This is a genomic window from Cetobacterium sp. (genome assembly GCF_977044495.1).
Genome location: NZ_CDRRQU010000016.1, coordinates 1 through 22181, shown reverse-complemented (window position 1 = coordinate 22181; position 22181 = coordinate 1). Strand labels below are relative to the sequence as shown.

The window sequence follows — 22181 nt, the reverse complement described above, 5'->3', positions numbered from 1 at the left end:
ATGGTAAGTATTATTATAAGTTTAATTTTAGCCACAATCCGACAAGCTGCTCCAATTCTTATAACAGCTGTTGGTGGAATGTTTTCTGAAGTTTGCGGAGTTGTTAATATCGGTCTTGAAGGAATGATGCTTATCGGTGCTTTTTCTTCAGCTGTTATATCATACTATACAGGAAGTTGGTTTCTTGGTATTCTAGCTGGAGCTATATCAGGTGGATTTGTTGCCCTAATTCATGCTATAATAAGTATAAAATATAGAGGTAATCAAACTGTATCCGGTATTGCTATTAACCTTTTTGCTTCTGGATTCACTATTTTCATGCTGAGAGTTCTTTTTGAACAGGCATCTAATAGTCCTGCTGCAACAAGTATTCCGTTATTATTTCACTCCTCTTTGTTAATTTATATTATCTATGGATTGGCTATTTGGTCTGCTTATTTTTTATACAAAACAGTTACTGGACTTAGAATGAGAGCCGTTGGAGAATACCCCTTAGCTGCTGATACCGTTGGTGTTAGTGTCGCTAAAATTAGGTATTTTGGTGTTATCATGTCTGGTGTATTTGCTGGACTTGGTGGAACATACTTAGCTATTGGAGCTCTAAATCAATTTTCAAAAGATATGTCAGCTGGAAGAGGATTTATCGCTCTAGCTGCCCTTGTTTTTGGAAAATGGACACCTAAAGGAGTTTTATTTGCTAGTTTGTTATTCGGATTTGCTGATGCAGCTCAAACTGTTATTCAGCAATATGTAACATTCATTCCTCCACAGTTCATTCAGATGCTTCCATACTTATTAACTCTTCTAGCTCTTGCTGGAGTAGTTGGAAAAGCAGTCGCACCAAGTGCTTCTGGTAAACCCTATGACAAATATACAATCTAATTAAATTTATGGATGGTGACAATGAGTAAAGAAAAATTTTCAAGTGTAGGTGGACAAGCAGTTATAGAGGGGGTTATGATGAGAAATGCAGACCTTCTTGCTACAGCTGTTAGAAAACCTAACGGTGACATAGTTTATAAAAAAACAAAAATATCAAAAAGTAGAAATAAACTTTCTACAATCCCTTTTATCAGGGGGGCAATAACTTTATTTGACTCTTTAGTATTGGGAGTTAAGGAACTTACATTTTCAGCCAATCAAGCTGAAGTGGAAGAGGAACAACTGTCTCAAAAAGAAGCTGTTATGACTACTGTTGTTTCTTTAGCTTTAGGAATTGGACTTTTTATTGTTCTTCCCTCTGTTATAAGTAGTTTTTTATTTAGAGATAATAAGATTCATAGTAATCTTTTAGAGGCTGGTTTAAGGCTTTCATTCTTTGTTTTATATATTTTTTTAATCTCTTTTTCAAAAGATATACAAAGAGTTTTCCAATATCATGGTGCTGAGCATAAATCAATTTATGCTTATGAGCAACATTTAGAATTAACTCCGGAAAATGCAAAAAAGTTTACAACTCTACATCCTAGGTGTGGAACTAGTTTTCTATTGATTGTTATGTTCATTGCAATTATTGTTTTTACAGCTCTTGATTTTATACTTCCTCCACCCACTAGCTTCGCGACTAAGCTTTTTACTAAAGTTATTTTAAGAGTTCTTTTTATGCCTTTAATTGCGGGGATATCCTATGAGCTTCAAAGATATACTAGTAATCATTTAGATAACTGGCTAGTTAAATTAGTTGCTACTCCTGGAATGGTCCTTCAAAAGATAACGACTAAAGAGCCTGATCTTCAACAGCTAGAGGTCGCTATTGTAGCTATAAAAGTAGTTTTAAACGAACCAGTTGAAAATGCCGTAGAAGTATATTAATCATATATATTAAATCTTTAAAAATGGTCTAAATAAAAAATTTAGACCATTTTTTTGTTTATTCACCTTGATTTAATTATTTAGAAGTAGTATATTTAAAATATGAATTTTTTATTTATTTGGGAGGTATTATGAATTATAAATTTAATCAAAATAAAAATTGTGAGTTTTTCCCATGCCATAAAATGGAGAACACTGAGAACTTTAACTGTTTATTTTGTTATTGTCCACTTTATATGCTAGGAAATGAGTGCGGAGGTAAGTATAAATATACAGCTGGCGGAATTAAAGATTGTTCTGACTGTATTCTTCCTCATATTAAAGATGTAGGTTATGACCATATACAAAAGAAAATGATGGAGGTCATTGAAATTGTTAGAAATGAACATCTAATAGAAACTGGAGAAGAAGACAAAATAATCAGCTTAAAATAATTTAATTATCTTTAATATTGAGAGGTGATGTTTATGAATCCTAATAATTTTACAGAAAATTCAATGCTCGCATTGACTGATGCTCAAGCTATTGCTCAAACTTATATGCAGCAAAGTATTAAACCTGAAATACTAGCACTTGCTTTAGTGGCTCACAAAGATGGTCTAATTGTTAGAGTTTTAACAAAAATGGGAGTTAACACAAATTCTTTACAAAATAGCTTGGAAGATCTTTGCAATAAACTTCCAAAAATTCAAGGAGCTACTAATACTTCGATTGGATTGGACGCTAAAACAAATGAGATTTTAATGGAAGCACAAAAACTTATGCAGTTGATGGGAGATTCCTATATTAGTGTAGAACATATTTTTCTCTCCTTACTTGATAACACTAACTTTTTGGCAAAATTAGGAATTGACCGTATTCTATTCGAAAAAACTATTTTAGAAATTAGAGGTAATAAAAAAGTTGATTCTCCTAATCCTGAAGTCAAATACGAAGTTTTAGAAAAATATGGTCGAGATTTAGTTGAATTGGCTCGTCAAGGTAAAATCGACCCTATCATTGGACGAGATAGTGAAATTAGAAGAACTATCCAGATTATATCTAGAAGAACAAAAAATAATCCTGTGCTAATAGGTGAACCTGGAGTGGGTAAAACTGCTATCGCTGAAGGATTTGCACAGAGAATATTAAATGGAGATGTACCTGATTCTTTAAAAAATAAAAAAGTATTCTCTTTGGATATGGGCTCTTTAATAGCTGGTGCTAAATTTAGAGGGGAGTTTGAAGAGCGTCTAAAAGCAGTTTTAAAAGAAGTAGAAGACTCAAATGGTGAAATCATTTTGTTTATAGATGAGATACATACAATTGTTGGTGCTGGAAAATCTGATGGTGCTATGGATGCTGGTAACTTATTAAAACCTATGTTAGCTAGAGGCGAAATCAAAGTTATTGGTGCTACAACTTTAGATGAATATAGAAAATATATTGAAAAAGACCCCGCTTTAGAAAGACGTTTCCAAATTGTTATGGTTAATGAACCAAGTGTTGAAGATACAATTTCTATCTTAAGAGGTATCAAGGAGAAGTTTGAAGTCTATCACGGTATCCGAATAAGTGATGGTGCTATCGTTGAAGCTGCTGTTCTTAGTAATAGATATATCCCAGATAGACAACTCCCAGATAAAGCCATAGACCTTATTGATGAGGCTGCAGCTATGATTAGAACTGAAATGGACTCTATGCCTGAAGAGTTAGATCAACTAACAAGAAAGGTTATGCAGTTGGAGATTGAAAGAGAAGCGTTAAAAAAAGAAACTGATCCATATTCCAAAGAGAGGCTCGAAATATTAGAAAAAGAACTCTCTAGTTTAACAGAACAAAAATCTCTTTTAAAAGCACAATGGGAAAATGAAAAACATGATTTGAATAAAGTTAAAGATATAAAATCTGAAATTGAAAAAGTAAAACTTGAAATTTTAGAAGCTGAAAGAAAATACGACTTGAATAGATTAGCTGAACTAAAATATGGTAAATTGGCTACTCTTGAAAAAGAACTTATTCAAGAGCATGAACGTCTTGAAGAAATCCCTATCAATAGACTCGTTAAACAAGAGGTTGGAGTTGAGGAGATTTCTGAAGTTATATCTAAGTGGACCGGTATTCCACTATCTAAACTTATGGAAAGTGAAAAAGAAAAACTTTTAAAATTAGAAGATAATCTTAATGAGCGAGTAGTTGGACAAGAGGAAGCTGTTAAAGCAGTATCTGAAACTATTTTAAGAGCTCGTGCTGGTCTTAAGGACCCTAATAGACCTATTGGTTCATTCATATTTTTAGGACCTACTGGGGTAGGTAAAACCTATTTGGCTAAATCCTTAGCATATTTTCTATTTGACAACGAAGAAAATGTGATTAGAATAGATATGAGTGAATACATGGATAAGTTTTCAGTCACTAGATTAATTGGTGCTCCTCCAGGATATGTTGGATATGAAGAGGGTGGACAACTAACTGAAGCAGTTAGAAGAAAACCATATTCCGTTATTCTTTTTGATGAAATCGAAAAAGCCCATCCTGATACATTTAATATTCTTCTACAAGTTCTAGATGATGGTAGATTAACTGATGGTCAAGGTAAAATTGTAGATTTTAAAAATACTTTGATTATAATGACTTCTAACATTGGAAGCCATTTAATTCTAGAAGATCCTAGTCTAAAAGAAGAAACTAGATTTCAAATTCACCAAATGCTTCTTTCAAATTTTAGACCTGAATTTCTAAATAGAGTTGATGAAACTATTATATTTAGAGGTCTTGGACTTAAAGAGATTAAAAATATTGTTCATCAACTTTTAGGAGCCTTAGAAAATAAATTAAAAGAAAGAAAAATCCATTTTAAAATCACTGATGGAGCCGTTGAGTTCTTAGCGAAAACTGCATATGATCCACAGTTTGGTGCTAGGCCACTTAGAAGATATATTCAAAAGTATATTGAAACTGAAATAGCTAAAATTATCTTAAAAGGTGAGGTTAAAGAGAGGGAAACTGTTGAAGTTGACTATAAAAATGAGAATCTTATCTTTAATATCCTCAATTAGAAAAAGGGACTATTTAAAGTCCCTTTTTTATCTATCTTCTATGGTATCTTGGAATAATCTCTTCCTCTTCATCAAACCTTGGATTTGATAAATCTTTATAATCTAGCTCGTATGATTTATTTTTAGGAATTGAACAATATATTTTGTCTCCAGGATTAATTACTTGCCCCTCTTGTATATGTACAGCTCCACTAATAAAGTCTAAAACTCTTTGCGATTTTTCAGAATCTAAATCACATAAGTTTATATGAACTATTTTTTCAGATTTTATGTGTTCTACACATTTTAAACAATCCTCAAATCTAGTGGGTTTTAAAAAAATTATATCGATATCTGCCATTTATATACCCTCCTTTTTTATAAAATTATACACTATTTATAAATTTTCTACCACTTTTTTTATAATTTCCTGTGGTGAAAGTTCAGTTGTAAACCCTGCTGCTTTTATATGACCTCCACCACCAAAAATTCCTGCTATTCTATTTACGTCTATATCGTGCTTACTTCTTAAGCTACCCTTTATTTTTCCGCTCTCTTCCTCTCTTAAAAATAGAGAAACTTCACTTCCAGCATAGTTAATTAACTCTTCTACGATACCTTCTGTATCATCTTTTACAGCATTTAACTCCTTTAATGCTTTATCAGACAAATAAAAATACATTAATTTTTTTTCCTCTACAAAAACCATCTCACTTAAAGCTTTTCCTAAAACTCTCATCCTTTCATAGGATTTTGTCTTAAAAAAATCATTTACAATCTTATTATTATTTACGCCAAGTTTCATCAACTCAGAAGCAACCAAAAATGTTTTATCAGTTACATTACTATGAGCAAAATTTCCAGTATCATTAACTAATCCTAAATAAAGAGCCTCTCCCATCTCCAAACTAATCTCTATATCTAAATCTTTTAACAATGAATACATTATCTCCGAAGTTGATGATATATCTTTTACAACGTTTATATCTCCATATCTAGGATTACTTATATGATGATCTATATTTATTTTAAATATATCTCCTATCAGTTCCATAACTTTTCCAACTCGCTCTGTTGTAGCTGAATCTACAAAAATAGCCAAATTATAGTTAGGAGCTATGATATCCTCTATTTTTTTTATTTTATCACACCCTTTTAAAAAGGCAATATTTTTTGGTACATTATCTTGTAATACAAAATCTATTTTTTTGTCTGGATATTTTTTTTCAAGTCCTAGTAAAAGAGCTAAGCCTGCTCCTACAGTATCTCCATCTGGATTTACGTGCCCAACAATAACTATACTATCGCTCTGCTCTATTTTTTCCTTTATCTCCTTCATTCCTTTTCCTTCCTATTTTTTTAAAGTGGTACTACCTATATCAAAAGTATAACCTCTCCCTAATACTTCGTGCACATCTGAGACAACAACAAACGCCTCTTTATCAACCTCTGTTATAAGTTCTTTCAATAAAAAAATCTCTCTATTTCTAAGAACTGTTGTCACTACATCCCTTCTATTTTTCGAATACAGTGCTTCCGCTTGATAATAATTCCCTGTTTTTCCTAAATCTTCTACGATTATCTTTCGTACTTTTTCAACCTCAGAGGTAACTATATACGCCATTTTAGCATTTCCTAAACCATCTATTAATTTATTTATAACAATCCCTGTCGCATACAGATTTACCAAAGCATACAACGCTTTTTCTGCACCAAAAATATATGCTGCCAATAAAACTACTGTTGAATCTATCAATATTAGCGCTTGACCAATTGGAATTCTAAAAAATTTATTCAATATTCCCGAAATTATATCACTTCCACCAGTCGTTCCACCATTTTTTATAACAGTTCCTAACCCAACACCCATCAAAAGTCCTCCGTATAGAGTCCCTAAAAATATATTACTCGGATTTGTAAAATCTATTATCTTATCTACCTCTGGTACAACCTTCTTCACCAATTCAACATTCAGAGATAAAAAAGAGATTCCCGCTAACGTTTTAAGACCATATGATTTTCCAAATATTTTAACCCCTATTATAAATAGAGGTATATTTATAACAAATATCAAAGCTCCAACAGAGATCCCTGTCATATAGTTTATTAAGATTGAAAGACCAGTTGCTCCACCAGGTGCCAAATTAGATGGTACTAAAAAAGCGTTTATTCCTATTGAAGCAATTAATGTCCCAATATAGATATATATGTACTCTCTCAAAATCTTAAGTTTTTTTCTTTTCAATTTAATCCCCCGGTTCTCAATCATTATAATTTTTATTTTTTAACTCTTTTAAATAAATCTCTTCTGAATTGTATCCCATTCTTTTAGCCATAAGGTTCATAACAGCAATCTCCACCATAGCTGCCGCATTTCTTCCAGAAGATATATATAATTTTATTTTAGAAATCTCATTTCCTAGCAAAACCTCTGTTAGTTCTTGATAGTCCATAGCTGTCAAATAATCCTCACTTTTTAGCTCCTGAAGTTCAATTATCATATCTAGTCTTTTGCTGATTCTGACTGCTCCAACACCGTATAAAGCTTTAACATCTATAATACCTAGCCCTCTAATCTCCATAAAATATGGCAATTTTGATGCTCTTCCTGTTATATCACCTATTACACCTTTTTCAAATCTAACCGAATCATCAGCTATTAACCTATGCCCTCTATGAATAAGCTCTAAAGCTGTTTCACTTTTTCCAATTCCACTTTTTCCCGTCAGTAAAACTCCAAAACCATATAATTCTACAAAAACTCCATGAACAGATGTTGAAGGTGCAAAATAATTTTCTAAATAAGCACTAAAAGTGGCCACAACATGACTTGGTCTATCCAGCTTCGTCTCTAATAAAATTATTTTTTTTTCAATAATTTTATTTAAAAAATAATCTGGAATATCTTTCACTCCTGAAATTATAATCGCTGGAAAATCTTCATCCAAATATCTTTCTAAATTTTTCTCCTTGTCAACTGCTGGTATACTATCTAAATAGTTAAACTCAGTTTCTGTAAATAGTTGTAGACCTTTGTATCCCTCTTCGCCATACATATCAAAATAACCGGTAAGAGCTAGAGATGGTCTATAAACCCCCGTTGTCGTAATGTACCTATTATCTAAAAATTCCTCTCCATTTAAAACGCTTAAATTAAATCTAGATTTTATATATCTAACTGGCATACTTGTTTTATCATTCACAACTAAACCTCTCTTTTTATTTTCTCTATTTTCTTCAATCAATCTTTTAGACTCTTTCCAAAAATACTCTGCCGAATTTACACCCGTTTTTTTTAATCTATAGTTTATAGCTGCCGTTTCAATTATAATCGCCAAATTTCTTCCTTTTCTTACAGGAAGTGTCACCTTTGGAATTTTAAAACCTAAAAATTCTTCATAGACCTCATCCAATCCTAATCTATCATAAAATTTTCTTTCATCCCATTTTTCAAGTTCAATCAATAAGGTAATTTTTTTTCTTTTTCTTGTACTTTTTATTCCAAAGTGTGTCGTAACATCTATATCATTCCCATCTTTTCCAAAAAGATAGAAATGGCTATCCCCACTCTCCTTATCTGATGTATTAGAACCTAATATAAATCTGTTAGCTATATTTTGAATCTTTAATCTAGTATCTGTTATAAACTTATGTCCTCTTTCTAGAAGTTCAACTGTTGCACCAAGCCTAGCATCCTCATACCCTTTCAAAAGTATTCCAACTCCATATATATCAAGAAGTATACAATTATCAATTATCATCTCTTCAGCTAATACTTTTTGTAAATAAAATTTAGCATTTCTAATAAATTCAATAGTTTTATTATTTGATTTTAATATAGGCTTTTTATATTTTTTACCTATCTCAACAATTTCATCTACTATACTATTTTCTACAGTCACAATAAGGGCTGGAAAGGGGTAACTAAGATATTTTTCAAGTGTCTCTCTTCTCTTTTGTTTTTCCACTCTTTCTAAATATCCAATCTCTTTTCTACCTAAAACATTAATGTTACTTTGTAACTCCTCTCCCTCTGGAAAGAAACCACTCAATTCATAACCAACTCTATAAATACTTTGAGTTCTTATCTCTTTTTCCATATCTACATCTAATAGTGGAATCAATCCTAAAACATCTGCTAAATCATTAACTTTTGGAAATTTTCTTACTATAACTCTTTCCATTTTAAGCTCCTCTAGTCATTTTTATAGAAATCCTTATCTCTTTCTTTATATGTTTTATCGATTTTTTCTAAAACCATGCTTTTATGTTGCTCTCTTTTTATATACTCATTTTTCAAAATAATTATGTGTTCGTATAAAAAATATCCAATCACTATAGTTATTATAAATGTAAAAATTTTAAAAAGAATTTTACCTCTCATTACTTTAATACTTCCTCTTTAAATTTACTCAATAAATAAAATGACCCACAAAATAAAATAGCCTTTTTATTCTCTGCTTTAGCCAAATTGAATGCTTCTATTAGGTCTTCTCTATAATCTTTATCCTCTTTATTGGACTTCTCAAACAACTCTAAAGCACTTTCTCCCCTCATGTTTTCAGATAGGGATGTAAAAATAATCTTACTTACATTGTTTTCTAAAATTTCCAGTATTTTTTTAGAATCTTTATCTTTTAATATTGAAACTACCGCTATAATTTCATCTTTTTTAAATCCTGCTCTTAAAGTATCGCAGAGGGTTTGCATCCCATCTTCGTTATGTGCTCCATCCAATATAATCACATTTTTATCTGTCACTATTATTTCAAACCTACACTGCCATTTTACTTTCTCCACACCTTTTTGTATCACTTTTTTCTCTATACCTAACTCTTTTAAAACTTCATACGCACATAAAAAGTTTTTGTATTGATAATTTCCAAACAGTGAAAAATTATATGTAGTATCCTCTATTTCAATGATAGTCTTATAACTTTTAAAATCTAAAAAGTATCTAGATTCTTTATATTTTTCAAGTACATTTATATAATTTTTACTTTTTTCCTCAATTCCCTTTAAAAATTCTAAATTTGAACTACCCACTATCACTTTAGATTTTTTCTTTATTATTCCAGCTTTTTCACAAGCTATTTCATAAATATTTTTTCCCAAAAAATCAGTATGGTCTAAGCTAACATTTGTTATGACACAAATGTCTCCATCCACAATATTAGTGGCATCATACCTTCCACCCATACCTACTTCAATCACTGCATATTCAATTTTTTTATCCGAAAAATATTTAAACATCATAGCTGTCGTAACTTCAAAAAATGTTGGTGTTAATTTTAATGCTTCTATTATTGACTTTACATAAGAATAGTAATACACAATCTCTTCATCACTTATTTCAATACCATTAACTGATATTCTCTCATTAAATTTTAAAATATGAGGGGATGTATACTTCCCAACTCTTCTATTATCTTCTATTAAAACCTGTTCTATTGTTGTTGATGTTGATCCTTTCCCATTTGTTCCAGCTACATGAATTATTTTATAATTCTTTTGTGGATTTCCCATAGCTTCACAAATATCCTCTATATTTTTTAAACCCAGCTTTATTCCATGCAGTGAGTAGGAATATAACTCGTTTAATAATTTTTCCATATTCATTTTTTCCACCTTAGTATCTGTTTTATATTAGCTCTAACATTCCTTCTATTATTATTTTTGAATTTTGTGCTGCTAATTTTACAAATTCATCAAAATTCATATTTGCATCATGATTAGCTTTATCTGATATTGATCTTATAATTACAAATGGTTTTTTCAACACGTAACAAACATGAGCAACTGCCGCTCCTTCCATCTCTGTACATTCAGCTGTAAAAGTTTCTCTTAGCCATTTAATTTTCTCATTTGAAGCTACAAATATATCTCCACTGACAATTCTTCCAACAAATACTTTTTCTTTTCCAAAATTCTTTTCAGCAACTTCTTTAGCTAATTCGATTAAAACTTCATCCGCTTTAAATTTAGAATTTTCCATTCTAGGTATTACACCATAATCATAGCCAAAAGCTGTACAATCAAAATCATGTTCTATTAAATCTGTCGACACCACTATATCCCCAATATTTATCTCTGGATTCAACCCTCCTGCCACGCCAGTAAATAGTACTTTATCCACTTTAAATTCCTGTATTAATAGTGTTGAGCATATCGCAGCATTTACCTTTCCTATTCCACATTCAACCAATACAACTTCTTTTTCTAAAAGTCTTCCTCTATAAAATTTATATCCTCCCAATTCTTTAGTTTCATTTAGGCTCATTGCCTCTCTTAACTGAACTACCTCTTCATTCATTGCTCCAATTATACCTAATAACATTTTTCCCTCCTAGTCTTTTAAATTCTTGTCTTTTATTTTTTTATAAAGTTTCCATCTGTCATGAAACCACATCCATTGATTTGGATAATTTCTTATTATATTCTCTATAACATTCATCATAAGTTGAGTATTAACTCTAACATCATTTTTAAATGAATTTGTTTTAATCAGCTCCAACTCTTTTGTAAAATATGTTGTACACGTATTATCCTCGTGCATTACATTATAAGCTATAACTAGAGGTAATCCATTTTTTAATGCTATATTTATAACCCCTGTTGGCGAAACTGTTTCCTCACCAAAAAACTCAACCTTACTCCCTTTATCTCTATGATCTGTAAACAAAGCAACAACATTTTTTTTCTCAATCTCCTCTAATAATTCTCTAGAAGTTTGTTTAGATTTTTTTAATAATGTCACATTTAATTTTTTTCTCGCTTCTGTTATGAAATTGTCTATATACGGATTCCTCTGAGTTTTTGCCACAGTTACAACTTTATATTTTTCTCCAGCTTTTAAACTAGCTTCCATATTTCCCATATGAATAAGTGCTACCACAATCCCATTTCCCCTCTCTTTTATTGAGGCTACTCTATCAAAATCTTCTAAATCTACATTTGTTTTTAAATAATCCTCAAACCATAATGTTGAAAGAAAAGCTTTTGCCATTATTTTATATGATTCTTTTGCTATTTTTTTTCTCTCTTGAATTGTTTTTTCTGGAAACGCTAACTCTAAATTTGCTAGAGCAATCATTCTTCTTTTTTTTATAAGATAAAATCCTATAATTCCCAACTTCTCAGCAAACTTAAATCTTACTTTCTCTGGAAATAAAAGTAAAATATAACGAAAAGTTTTAAATATAAAATATTGAATTTTATACATTTTTTATCACCTATCTCTATTAATTTAACAAATTTATTATATCATAGAATAGAAAGTTATGCTATTTTTATAAAAAGGGTGAGCTTTCGCTCACCCTTCATCAAAATACTATAACCATTACATTTTCATCTGGTCTTTGTTCATTAGATTTTCTATTAACTTTTCCATTTGTTACCCAATCAAAAAGAAATTTAATATGTGATTCCATATTTCTAATACATTTTCTAGTTCCTTCAACTGTACCGAGTGTCCCATCTTTTTCACCTAAAAAGAAATCTCTATTTATATTTTCTTCAAAATTGATCGGTGTTCCATGAATATATCCACCACCTGAAAAACGAATTGCATATTTTGCCATCCCAGCTGCATTATTATATTCATCTCTATAAGCCATCTCATATTTTAATACAGGAACTATGAAGTATCCTTTTGGTGTTTCAAATCCCAATGTACTCTCCATTCCTGTTTTATTTAATGTATAGGAAATCAGTTCCCATTGACCTTCAGAATTCTTCTGGAAAATACCTTGATTTTCATTCTCTAAATCAATTACAATAGCTTTTCTAAAGTTTGCATCAACTGCTGGATATCTCGTTATCACATTTTTACTTACTTTCAACGGCTTTTCTGCTATTGAAAGCGCATTTACATAGACATCATTTCCCTTTATAGCTTCTATTGACATCAATGATCTATCTGGAATAAATATTGTTTCTCCATTGTAGCTTGCTTTAGCATTTTGATCTGCTGAAACTCCGTATTTATCTTTAACTCTACTCATATTTTGATTGCTAGGATTAGGAACATATGTGTTAATCGATACTAGCTCCTTTCCTTTTTCTGCCTCTGATTGTAAAAATTCTGATAATTTATGTACTCTACTGTTCATCTCTTCAAATTTAAACTGCCTCAATGTTACCAACATTGCTGAAATATATCCTTGAACTTTATTTCCATTTCTATCTTTTAATTCTACCTTATACCACTCATTTCCATTCGATTCAACTTTTTCTAAAACTTTTAATTTTGTATTAAACGGAAATCTTACAATCTCTTTAGAATATATTGATGACTCTTGTCTAATAGGGGCATCTACACTTTTTATAAAAACATAATTTAGATATTCAGGCTCAGCCTCATTATTCATTATATTTACATGAACACTCATTGGTATTATATTTTCGTACTTCTCTTTTAACGTTTTAGCAACAGCATGAAGTGGTTGTGATAAAAAAGTAAGTCCTAAAACCATAATCCCTAAAGAGATTAATTTATTTTTTTTCATTATAACCCACCTATTTTAATTTTGATTCCATTAGCTCTGTAACAATCTTAGGATTTGCTTTTCCTTTAGATAGTTTCATAACTTGTCCAATTAGTCCCTTTAAAACTCTTGGTTTTCTTCCCTCATCTGAGTTTTTAAAGTCCTCTACCATCTTAGGATTTTCTGATAACACTTGATCTACTATTCCTTCAATCTCTCCTAAGTCAACAACCTGTATCATTCCTTCCTCTTTTACTATAACTTCTGGGTCCCTACTATCATTTAATTTTATAGTAAAGAGTTCTTTAGCTATTTTGGAAGAGATAACCTCTTTTTGAATAAGATTTATTATTTTTCCTAAATCCTCAGAGTTTATTTTTGATTCCTCTATCGTTTTCCCACTTTCTTTTAGCTCTCTTAAAACCTCTGTCATTATCCAATTTGATGAAAGTTTGGGATTATTAGTTATCTTTAATACTCTTTCAAAATAGTCAGCTAACTCTATTTCATCTGTCAATATATTTGCATCATATTCTGGTAACCCGTAAGTTTCAATAAATCTTTTTAACTTTTCTGATTTAGATTCTGGCATTGACTCTCTTATTTTTTCAATCTCTTCATCTTTTATGATAAGTTTTGGAAGATCTGGCTCAGCAAAATATCTGTAGTCCATTGCGTCTTCTTTAGTTCTCATTATTCTTGTCACTTGAGCTTCGTCGTCCCAAAGTCTGGTTTCTTGATTGATTATTCCACCATTTTCAATTACTTCAATTTGTCTTCCAATCTCGTAATCAATAGCTCTTGCAACTGCTTTAAACGAATTTAAGTTTTTTACCTCTACTCTTGTTCCAAAAACTTTACTTCCTTTCTCCATTACAGATATATTTGCATCACATCTTAAGGATCCTAGTTCCATTGATACATCACTTATTCCAGTATACTTTATTGTACTTTTTAAAAGATTTAGATACTCATAAGCCTCCTCAGAGCTTCTTAAATCTGGTTCAGATATTATTTCTAAAAGAGGCATTGAGGCTCTATTAAAATTTATTAACGATTCAGACCCTGCGTGTATTGATTTTCCAGCGTCCTCCTCTATCTGTATTCTAGTGATTCCAACGGTGAACTCTCTACCTGAATTTAATTTAACATCTAGATATCCTTTTTCACAGTAAGGTTTTTCAAATTGAGTTATCTGATAATTTTTGGGAGTATCTGGGTAAAAATAATTTTTTCTATCAAATCCACTTATATTATTAATTTTACAATTTAAAGCTAATGCAGCTTTTACTGCATATTCAACTACTTTTTTATTCAATTTTGGTAAAGCTCCCGGATGTCCTAGACATATCGGACATGTATGTGTATTTGTTGGTGAATTATCGTAGTCCGTACTACATCCACACCAAACTTTTGTTCCTGTTTTTAATTGAAGGTGTACCTCAAGTCCTATAACTGATTCCCACTGTCTCGCCATTACACTCTCTCCTTTATCGCTTTTTCAAAAGCATCTCCTGCTTTTAAGATATCTTTTTCTCCAAACGCTTTTCCTAATAGTTGTATTCCAACCGGCAACCCTTCAGTTGTTCCAGCTGGTATCGAAATACCCGGTATTCCTGCCAAATTTGCCGGTATTGTAAAGATATCCTCTAAATATAGTTCTACTGGAGTCTTTTTATCATCCAATCTAAAAGCAGGTCCCGGTGTCACAGGAGTGAATATAATATCAACTTTTTCAAAAGCTCTATCGAAATCATTTTTTATCAACCTTCTAACTTTTTGAGCTTTTTTGAAATAGGCATCAAAAAATCCTGCACTTAATACGTATGTTCCTATCATAATCCTTCTTTTTACCTCGTCTCCAAATCCTTCGCTTCTTGACTTTATGTATAGTTCATCTATATTCAAAGCATTCTTAGTTCTACGTCCATACCTAACACCATCAAATCTAGCTAAATTTGAACTAGCTTCTGCTGGAGCCAAGACATAGTATGTTGGTGCTGCATACTTTGTATGTGGTAAAGATATCTCTATTATCTCTGCACCTAAAGATTTAAAAGTTTCTAAAGCTTCATCCACAACCCTTTTTACCCCTGGATTTAGTCCCTCTATGAAGTATTCTTTCGGCACACCAATCTTCATTCCTTTTATATCTCCAGTTAAATAGTCTAAGTAATTTGGAACCTCTACCTCTTCAACCGTAGAATCATAATCATCCATGCCTGCCAGCGTATTTAAAGCTAACGCTACATCTTTAACTGTCTTGGCGAACGGACCTATTTGATCTAAAGATGAAGCAAATGCCATAAGTCCATATCTAGATACCCTTCCATAGGTCGGTTTCAATCCTACCACTCCACAAAATGATGCTGGTTGTCTTATACTCCCACCTGTATCTGATCCCAAAGATATATAACATTGATTTGCAGCAACTGAAGTTGCTCCTCCTCCACTACTTCCTCCTGGAACTCTCTCTAAATCCCAAGGATTTTTAGTTATTTTTTCATATACAGATGTTGTTGTTGTTGATCCCATAGCAAATTCATCCATATTTGTTTTTCCAATTATTATTGCATCCGCATCTTTTAATTTTTTTACAACTGTAGCATCATATATTCCCTCATACCTTTCTAATATTTTAGAAGCTGACTGGGATGGTTCCCCCATTGATACCATATTATCCTTTATCGCCACTGGAATACCTGCTAGTGCTCCAACCTCTTCTCCATTCTTTATTTTACTATCTACTATTTTTGCCTCTTCTATTGCTTTCTCTTTTCTAAGAGACACAAAACTTCCAATCTCATCATCTGTTTCTTCTATTCTATCAAAAATAGCTCTAACAACCTCTTCAGATGTTAGCTCTCTATTCAGTATTTTTTCCTTTATTTCAAAAGCTGTCAATTCGTATATCTTCTTCACAGAAAAATCCTCCTTTTAAATTTATTCTCCAACCACTTTGGGTACTATTAGTGCTCCGTCCTCTGAAGCAGGTGCATTTTTCATAGCCTCCTGAACAGTTAAAGATTCTCTTACGCTATCCTCTCTCAATTTAACTCCAGTTTCATGAATCTGTACCAATGGTTCAACATTGTCAGTATCTATCTCTCCTAAAATATCTATATATTCCAATATATTATTCAAATCTGCTTGGAATCTTATAATTTCCTCTTCATTGAACTCCAATCTCGCTAATTTAGCAACATTTAGAACCTCTTCTCTTGTTAAAGACATCTATCTTCCTCCTATTATTCTATAATGATTTTAAATAATTTATCTCCTGTGATGTTAATTTTCTATATTTTCCTAACTCTAAATCTCCCAAATTGATCTTCCCAATCGCTTCTCTTCTTAAGTACACCACCGGATGTTTTACTGCATCAAACATTCTTCTAACTTGGCGATTTTTCCCCTCTCTAATAGCTATTATAACTTCGCTTCTCCCTTGAGCTCTTTTTAATATCTTGGTTTTAGCAGGAAGAGTTAGCCCATCCTCTAAGTTTATACCTCTTGCTAATCTCGAAAGATCTTTATCTCTTATCTCTCCCTTTACAATAGCAAAATATTCTTTATAAATCTCTCCTTTTGGATGTATAACTTTATTGAAAATATCCCCATCATTTGTCAAAATTATAGCTCCCTCTGTATCTGAGTCCAGTCTTCCTATCGGATAAAGTCTCTCTTTTGTGTCTATTAAATCAACAACTGTCTTTCTACCTCTATCATCTTTTGAAGCACTCAAAACTCCTTTTGGCTTATTCAATAAAAAATAGACCTTATTTTCAGATTTCGGTTTTTCAAACAATTGCCCTTTTATATAGATTTTATCTTTATCTGTAACTTTTTGTCCCGGTACAACATTCTCTCCGTTAACTTTTATATCACCATTTTCAATAAGTTTATCTATCTCTCTTCTTGAGGCATAACCACTTTGGGCTAGGTACTTATTTATTCTCATTGCTTCCATTTAATTTCTCCTTCATATCTTCATATTGTGGTAGCTCTTCTACCGCCGAAATTCCTAAGTACCCTAAAAACTTATCTGTTATCTCATACAGATTAGGTCTTCCTGTAGTTTCTTTTTTTCCACATATTCTTATAAATTTTCTTTCCTCTAAAGTTTGTATCACTCTGTCTGTAGAAACACCTCGTACTGCTTCTATTTCACTTTTAGTTATCGGCTGACGATAAGCTATTATCGACAGTGTTTCCAAAGCTGCATTCGATAACTTTTTAGGCTTTATATCTTGTTTAAAATACAGATTGACAATTTCTCCACATCTGGGATTTGTTATTAAATATACAATTTCTTGGTCTATTTCGATATTTATTCCTGTGTCAAATCGTTCCTTTTTTAACTCCTCTAAAATTTGTAAAATTCTCTCTACTGGCATAGAAAAAAATTTACACAAATCCCTTATTTTTATTTCATCTCCACCCAATAAAAGTATCGATTCTACCTGCTCTTTCATTCCAATTGTTTCTTTATTAATCATATTAATCCCCTGTATTGAATATTTATAAAATACAAATATAACTCTTCTAAATCTATCTTATCGTATTTCTCTTCGTTATTGATAAAATAATCTATACTATAAAATATTTTATCACTTTCTACTAAATAATTATTTTTATATAATAATATTGCTAAACTTAAGTTTGCCCCACTATCTATAGTATCATCTTTTTTCAATAATCCAATCAAATTATTTGTGCCTTTTAATAACTCATTTATATTTTTTACTTGATTTTCTTGAGAGAGAATAGTTAAATATTTTATATAATCATTATTTTTTATAATTCCAAAAGAATTTACTATCTCTTTTTCTGTTTTCCTGCTTATATCCTCTTTCATTAAATGTATTTCATTGAGTAGTGACTCATCTATTTCTATTTTTTCCATTTCCGACAAAAAATTATAGAATATAAGACTATTGTCCAACCAATCGCCCTCTTTATTTATTATACTTTTATAAGACTCCTGAATATCCTTTTTCACTTTTTCTAAATTATTTTCTATTAGCCTTTTAGCATCCATATTCCCCTTTATACTAGATAATCTCATGTAATAGTAGTATGTAAACATATTTTGGATACTATCACTTCTATCAAAATTAAACTCCGGAATCAAATTTTCTTTATTTAATATAGCACCTAGGTATATAATCTTCAATTGCTCCAGATACTTCGCTCTACTCATGCTCATATTTAAGTTTTTTTGAACTCCAAAAGACACCAAATAAAATTTTTTTATTTGATTAATAACATTTTCTCTTAAATAATAATATTTTTTATTAAAATTCTTCCAAAATTTCTCCTCTCTATCTATAATTTCCTTAAAAGAAAAATCTGAAAACTCTGGTTTTTTCCTACTGAACACTATTTCTAAAAAATCATCTTTTTTATTTTCAATATCCTTCGCTATATATATCCGTTCATTTAGTCCCTTCAACAAAGTTGTTTCCAATAATCTTACTTTAAAATTTTCAAAATCTTTTTCAGTTGCCACAAAAACATGAGTTCTTTCACTCTTAGAAAAATTTAACATATCATATTTGTAGTATTCATCTCTGCTTTCAATATTTCCCTCCAAAATTAAAGGAGAAAATTTATAGATTAACTTGTAGGGTTTATCCCATTCAACTCCATTCAAATTGGTGTATATAAGCATACTATTTTTATTTTCATTAGATAAAACTATATAGGATTCGACCACATTATTATTTATATTATATTTCATATAAAAAATATTTTTACCATTTATAAATTTTGTCTCCGTATAATAGTCTCTTGCTCTATATATTTTATAATCTTTTACCAATAATATTTGTAAATTTGATAATATATCCTTACTAAACTCTTTAGCCTGTATATTTGTTAAAATATTATTTTTGCCATCATAAAAAAGAGCTATCTCACCATTTGTGATGAGATAGTTCGCTCTCAATATTGAAGATATAAATAAAATTAATAATATTATTCTCTTCATAGCGCCTCTTCTTAATAGTCACTTTCAGGAGAAATTAAAACTTTCTTATATTTATCAAACTCTTTTAAAAGTTGTTGAATCCCATTTACAACTGCATTTAAAGGATCTTCCGCAACAGTGACTTCTAAGTTTAAACTTTCAGCTATTCTTTTATCAATTCCTCTCAATAAAGCTCCTCCGCCAGCCAAATGAATCCCTTTTCTTTTTATATCAGATGATAGCTCCGGTGGAGTTTTTTCAAGAATACCCTTCATCTCCTCTATTATTAAAACTACCGCTTCTTCCAATGCTTCAGCTATTTCAGATGAATAAACTTTCACATTTTTAGGAAGTCCGCTCAGTGCATTTCTTCCGCTTATTTCAGTGAAAATATCCTCTTCTAAATCTGTTACTGCTCCAACAGCAATTTTTATCTCTTCAGCTGTCTTTTCCCCTATAAATAGATTATGCTTTTGTCTAATATAGTCTATAATTAGAGAGTCAAATTTATCTCCCGCTATTTTTAAAGATGATGTCTTCACTATTCCCGCCAAAGATATAACTCCGATTTCAGTAGTTCCACCACCTATATCGACAACCATATTTCCTTCGGGCTCAAATATATTCAATCCAATTCCAATCGCTGCAGCCATAGGCTCTTCTATTAAATAAGCTTCCCTTGCTCCTGCCTCTCTTGTTACATCCATAACCGCTCTCTTTTCTACCTGTGTCACTCCAGCTGGAACACATATAATAACTCTTGGACTAGATAAACTTTTTCCCTTATTCACTATTTTATAGAATTCTCTTAACATTTTTTCTGTTATCTCATAATCTGCTATAACTCCATTTTTTAATGGTCTTATAGCTTCTACTGTGTGCGGAGTTCTTCCAATCATCTGTTTAGCTTTATCTCCTACCTCAAAAATCTCTTTTGTCTTTGTATTTATTGCTACAACTGATGGCGCATTCATTATAATACCCTTATTTTTTATACATATCAATGTATTTGAAGTTCCTAAATCTATTCCTAAATCATCCGAAAATATACCTAAAACTTTTCCAAATATTTTTTTCATCATAACACTCCTTAACTTAAATTTATATTTTATCTAAACTTTCTATTGGTATTTTTAAATCGTTTAAAGTTTTTATAAAATGATTTATTGGAAACCCCATAATCGCAAAGAAATCTCCATCTATTTTATCCACAAAAATTGATCCTAATCCTTGAATTCCATACGCTCCAGCCTTATCCATTGCTTCTTCGCTCTTTATATACCATTCTATTTCTTTATCACTTATCTGTTTAAAATAAACCACACTTTTTACAGATTCAGTTATCTCTATATTTTTTTCTAAATTTATCAGTGTATACGCTGTTATCACCTCATGACTCCTTCCAGAAAGAGATTTCAGCATTTTTTTTGCATCTTCTTTATCTTTAGGCTTTCCCAAAACTTTCCCATCTATTACAACAACTGTATCAGCTCCCACAACAAACTCTTTTGGATTTTCTACAGCCACCGCCATAACTTTTTTTAATGAAATTTCTTCTATCTGTTCTACAATATCTATTTTATCGCTTATTTCCTCAACATCTTTACTTTCAATTTGTAATTGAAATCCCAGTTGTGCTAATATCTCTTTCCTTCTCGGAGATTTTGATGCTAATATCATCTTTTTCATCTGTCCTTTCTACATCATCTACTCTACTATCTTCAATTCTTACAGTCATACTTTCTATATTCTCTTCTATATCTCGAAAAATATTCTCTTGTAATTGTAAAATTAAATCAGTTTCTAAAGTTTCTTCTTGATTAAACTCTTCACTTTCTAGTTCTAAGCGATCTTTTTCTTGATAAATTTTTTGAATATTACATATTTCATCATATATCTCTTTTTCCAATTTGGCTTGTTTTTCCAGTCGAATCATCTCTTCTTTCATTCTTCTTTTCTCTTTAATTCTAAAAATTTGAGCTCTGAAAAAATTGATAACTGATACAATTAATTTTCTTATCATTTTTCCACATATTATAATCACTGAAAGAAAAATTACAAAAATTAAGCTCCCTACAAATACATCAGTTCGCACTCTAGAAAAAATTTCCAAAAATGTATATAGTTCAATATATCCTAAATTTATATTCAGTAACCCCACTTGAATAATAAATTGCTGAACCAAATCTGCTGACCTTTCAACCTGTTCCTTCAAACTATCCAATAAATAAAGATATCCTATAGCTATTCCTAAAATAATCATAAAACATAATCTTGTTTTTAAAATAACCCTTTTATTTGGATTTTTCATAAACATTGAAAAGCCATATCCAGCTAAAAATATCCATAGCAGTTTTTCATATATTCCAAAATACTCTTCTATATATAGATATATATTGTTTACTTGTAAAAAATTAGGATAAAAATATCCTAAAAAAAAGTAAATCAATGAAATTATATATACATATCTAAAATTAAATAACCATTTTATTTTTTTCATTCGAGCACCTTTTTATTAAACTTTTTTCATATTATTGTACCATAGAGCCATATAGTTTTCAAGCAATTAAGATTTGGGTATAAAAAAAGTAGACTCCTTTAGAAGTCTACTGTTATCTGTCATAAAGTGGTGCGAGAGGAGGGACTTGAACCCTCACGTCGAAACGCCAGATCCTAAGTCTGGTGCGTCTGCCAATTCCGCCACCCTCGCAGTGGTGCCGCTTATCGGAGTCGAACCAATCACCTACTGATTACAAGTCAGTTGCTCTACCAGATGAGCTAAAGCGGCATCTATTTACTTTATAAAAAATTAATGGCGGGAGTGACGAGGGTCGAACTCGCGACCTCATGCGTGACAGGCATGCGCTCTAACCAACTGAGCTACACCCCCAATAATGG

22 protein-coding genes and 3 tRNA genes are annotated in these 22181 nt (G+C 31.0%); 4 read left to right on the top strand and 21 right to left on the bottom strand.

Annotated features, from left to right (window positions below):
- The 4 genes from ACWI69_RS05510 to clpB all read left to right on the top strand — a co-directional run bounded on the left by ACWI69_RS05510 (position 1) and on the right by clpB (position 4850).
- Entirely contained in the window at positions 1–882 is an 882-nt protein-coding gene (locus tag ACWI69_RS05510) for an ABC transporter permease (RefSeq protein ID WP_448820847.1), read from the top strand.
- 21 nt (positions 883–903) lie between these two features.
- Complete coding sequence (locus tag ACWI69_RS05505; protein WP_448820846.1) at positions 904–1812, top strand: DUF1385 domain-containing protein; 909 nt, start codon at positions 904–906, stop codon at positions 1810–1812.
- Between the two features lie 131 nt (positions 1813–1943).
- Positions 1944–2246 (top strand): cysteine-rich small domain-containing protein, encoded by a 303-nt coding sequence (locus tag ACWI69_RS05500; RefSeq protein WP_448820845.1) that lies wholly within the window; start codon positions 1944–1946, stop codon positions 2244–2246.
- 33 nt (positions 2247–2279) lie between these two features.
- On the top strand, positions 2280–4850 hold the full coding sequence (clpB, locus tag ACWI69_RS05495) for an ATP-dependent chaperone ClpB (RefSeq protein ID WP_448820844.1): 2571 nt from the start codon (positions 2280–2282) through the stop codon (positions 4848–4850).
- 31 nt (positions 4851–4881) lie between these two features.
- Here clpB and ACWI69_RS05490 read toward each other — a convergent pair whose 3' ends face one another.
- The 21 genes from ACWI69_RS05490 to ACWI69_RS05390 form a co-directional block, all read right to left on the bottom strand.
- Positions 4882–5190, bottom strand: coding sequence for a cell division protein SepF (locus tag ACWI69_RS05490; protein WP_448820843.1), 309 nt, complete (start codon positions 5188–5190; stop codon positions 4882–4884).
- 36 nt (positions 5191–5226) lie between these two features.
- Positions 5227–6168 (bottom strand): DHH family phosphoesterase, encoded by a 942-nt coding sequence (locus tag ACWI69_RS05485; protein WP_448820842.1) that lies wholly within the window; start codon positions 6166–6168, stop codon positions 5227–5229.
- 12 nt (positions 6169–6180) lie between these two features.
- The gene (locus ACWI69_RS05480) at positions 6181–7074 is read right to left on the bottom strand and encodes a YitT family protein (RefSeq protein WP_448820841.1); all 894 of its coding nucleotides are present in this window, start codon (positions 7072–7074) and stop codon (positions 6181–6183) included.
- A 16-nt stretch (positions 7075–7090) separates the two neighbouring features.
- On the bottom strand, positions 7091–9013 hold the full coding sequence (hprK, locus tag ACWI69_RS05475; RefSeq protein WP_448820840.1) for an HPr(Ser) kinase/phosphatase: 1923 nt from the start codon (positions 9011–9013) through the stop codon (positions 7091–7093).
- An 11-nt stretch (positions 9014–9024) separates the two neighbouring features.
- Positions 9025–9213 (bottom strand): hypothetical protein, encoded by a 189-nt coding sequence (locus ACWI69_RS05470; protein ID WP_448820839.1) that lies wholly within the window; start codon positions 9211–9213, stop codon positions 9025–9027.
- Positions 9213–10448 carry a bifunctional folylpolyglutamate synthase/dihydrofolate synthase gene (locus ACWI69_RS05465; protein ID WP_448820838.1) on the bottom strand — a complete coding sequence of 412 codons (1236 nt, stop codon included), beginning with the start codon at positions 10446–10448 and terminating at the stop codon, positions 9213–9215. The genes ACWI69_RS05470 and ACWI69_RS05465 overlap by 1 nt, the downstream gene beginning before the upstream one ends.
- Positions 10449–10470: 22 nt before the next feature.
- Positions 10471–11166, bottom strand: a complete 696-nt coding sequence (locus ACWI69_RS05460; protein WP_448820837.1) for a 5'-methylthioadenosine/adenosylhomocysteine nucleosidase — start codon at positions 11164–11166, stop codon at positions 10471–10473.
- A gap of 9 nt (positions 11167–11175) precedes the next feature.
- Positions 11176–12051 (bottom strand): lysophospholipid acyltransferase family protein, encoded by an 876-nt coding sequence (locus ACWI69_RS05455; protein WP_448820836.1) that lies wholly within the window; start codon positions 12049–12051, stop codon positions 11176–11178.
- A gap of 100 nt (positions 12052–12151) precedes the next feature.
- Positions 12152–13336, bottom strand: a complete 1185-nt coding sequence (locus tag ACWI69_RS05450) for a L,D-transpeptidase family protein (protein WP_448820835.1) — start codon at positions 13334–13336, stop codon at positions 12152–12154.
- Between the two features lie 10 nt (positions 13337–13346).
- The gene (gene gatB, locus ACWI69_RS05445) at positions 13347–14792 is read right to left on the bottom strand and encodes an Asp-tRNA(Asn)/Glu-tRNA(Gln) amidotransferase subunit GatB (protein ID WP_448820834.1); all 1446 of its coding nucleotides are present in this window, start codon (positions 14790–14792) and stop codon (positions 13347–13349) included.
- Complete coding sequence (gene gatA / locus ACWI69_RS05440; protein WP_448820833.1) at positions 14792–16237, bottom strand: Asp-tRNA(Asn)/Glu-tRNA(Gln) amidotransferase subunit GatA; 1446 nt, start codon at positions 16235–16237, stop codon at positions 14792–14794. The genes gatB and gatA overlap by 1 nt, the downstream gene beginning before the upstream one ends.
- Positions 16238–16258: 21 nt before the next feature.
- Positions 16259–16549 carry an Asp-tRNA(Asn)/Glu-tRNA(Gln) amidotransferase subunit GatC gene (gatC, locus tag ACWI69_RS05435; protein WP_448820832.1) on the bottom strand — a complete coding sequence of 97 codons (291 nt, stop codon included), beginning with the start codon at positions 16547–16549 and terminating at the stop codon, positions 16259–16261.
- A 19-nt stretch (positions 16550–16568) separates the two neighbouring features.
- Entirely contained in the window at positions 16569–17273 is a 705-nt protein-coding gene (locus tag ACWI69_RS05430) for a pseudouridine synthase (protein WP_448820869.1), read from the bottom strand.
- Positions 17260–17793: an SMC-Scp complex subunit ScpB gene (gene scpB / locus ACWI69_RS05425; protein ID WP_448820868.1), complete on the bottom strand. Its 534-nt coding sequence runs from the start codon at positions 17791–17793 to the stop codon at positions 17260–17262. Before scpB ends, ACWI69_RS05430 begins: the two co-directional genes overlap by 14 nt.
- Positions 17794–17807: 14 nt before the next feature.
- Complete coding sequence (locus ACWI69_RS05420) at positions 17808–19304, bottom strand: hypothetical protein (protein WP_448820831.1); 1497 nt, start codon at positions 19302–19304, stop codon at positions 17808–17810.
- Between the two features lie 11 nt (positions 19305–19315).
- Positions 19316–20362, bottom strand: coding sequence for a rod shape-determining protein MreB (gene mreB / locus ACWI69_RS05415; RefSeq protein WP_448820830.1), 1047 nt, complete (start codon positions 20360–20362; stop codon positions 19316–19318).
- A 22-nt stretch (positions 20363–20384) separates the two neighbouring features.
- Positions 20385–20963, bottom strand: coding sequence for a Maf family protein (locus ACWI69_RS05410; protein WP_448820867.1), 579 nt, complete (start codon positions 20961–20963; stop codon positions 20385–20387).
- A complete protein-coding gene (locus ACWI69_RS05405) occupies positions 20893–21783 on the bottom strand; it encodes a hypothetical protein (protein ID WP_448820829.1) in 891 nt (296 codons plus the stop codon). Before ACWI69_RS05405 ends, ACWI69_RS05410 begins: the two co-directional genes overlap by 71 nt.
- Positions 21784–21910: 127 nt before the next feature.
- Positions 21911–21993, bottom strand: a tRNA-Leu gene (locus ACWI69_RS05400).
- Between the two features lie 2 nt (positions 21994–21995).
- A tRNA-Thr gene (locus tag ACWI69_RS05395) sits at positions 21996–22071 on the bottom strand.
- Between the two features lie 25 nt (positions 22072–22096).
- Positions 22097–22173: transfer RNA gene (locus tag ACWI69_RS05390), tRNA-Asp, on the bottom strand.
- Between the last annotated feature and the right edge of the window lie 8 nt (positions 22174–22181).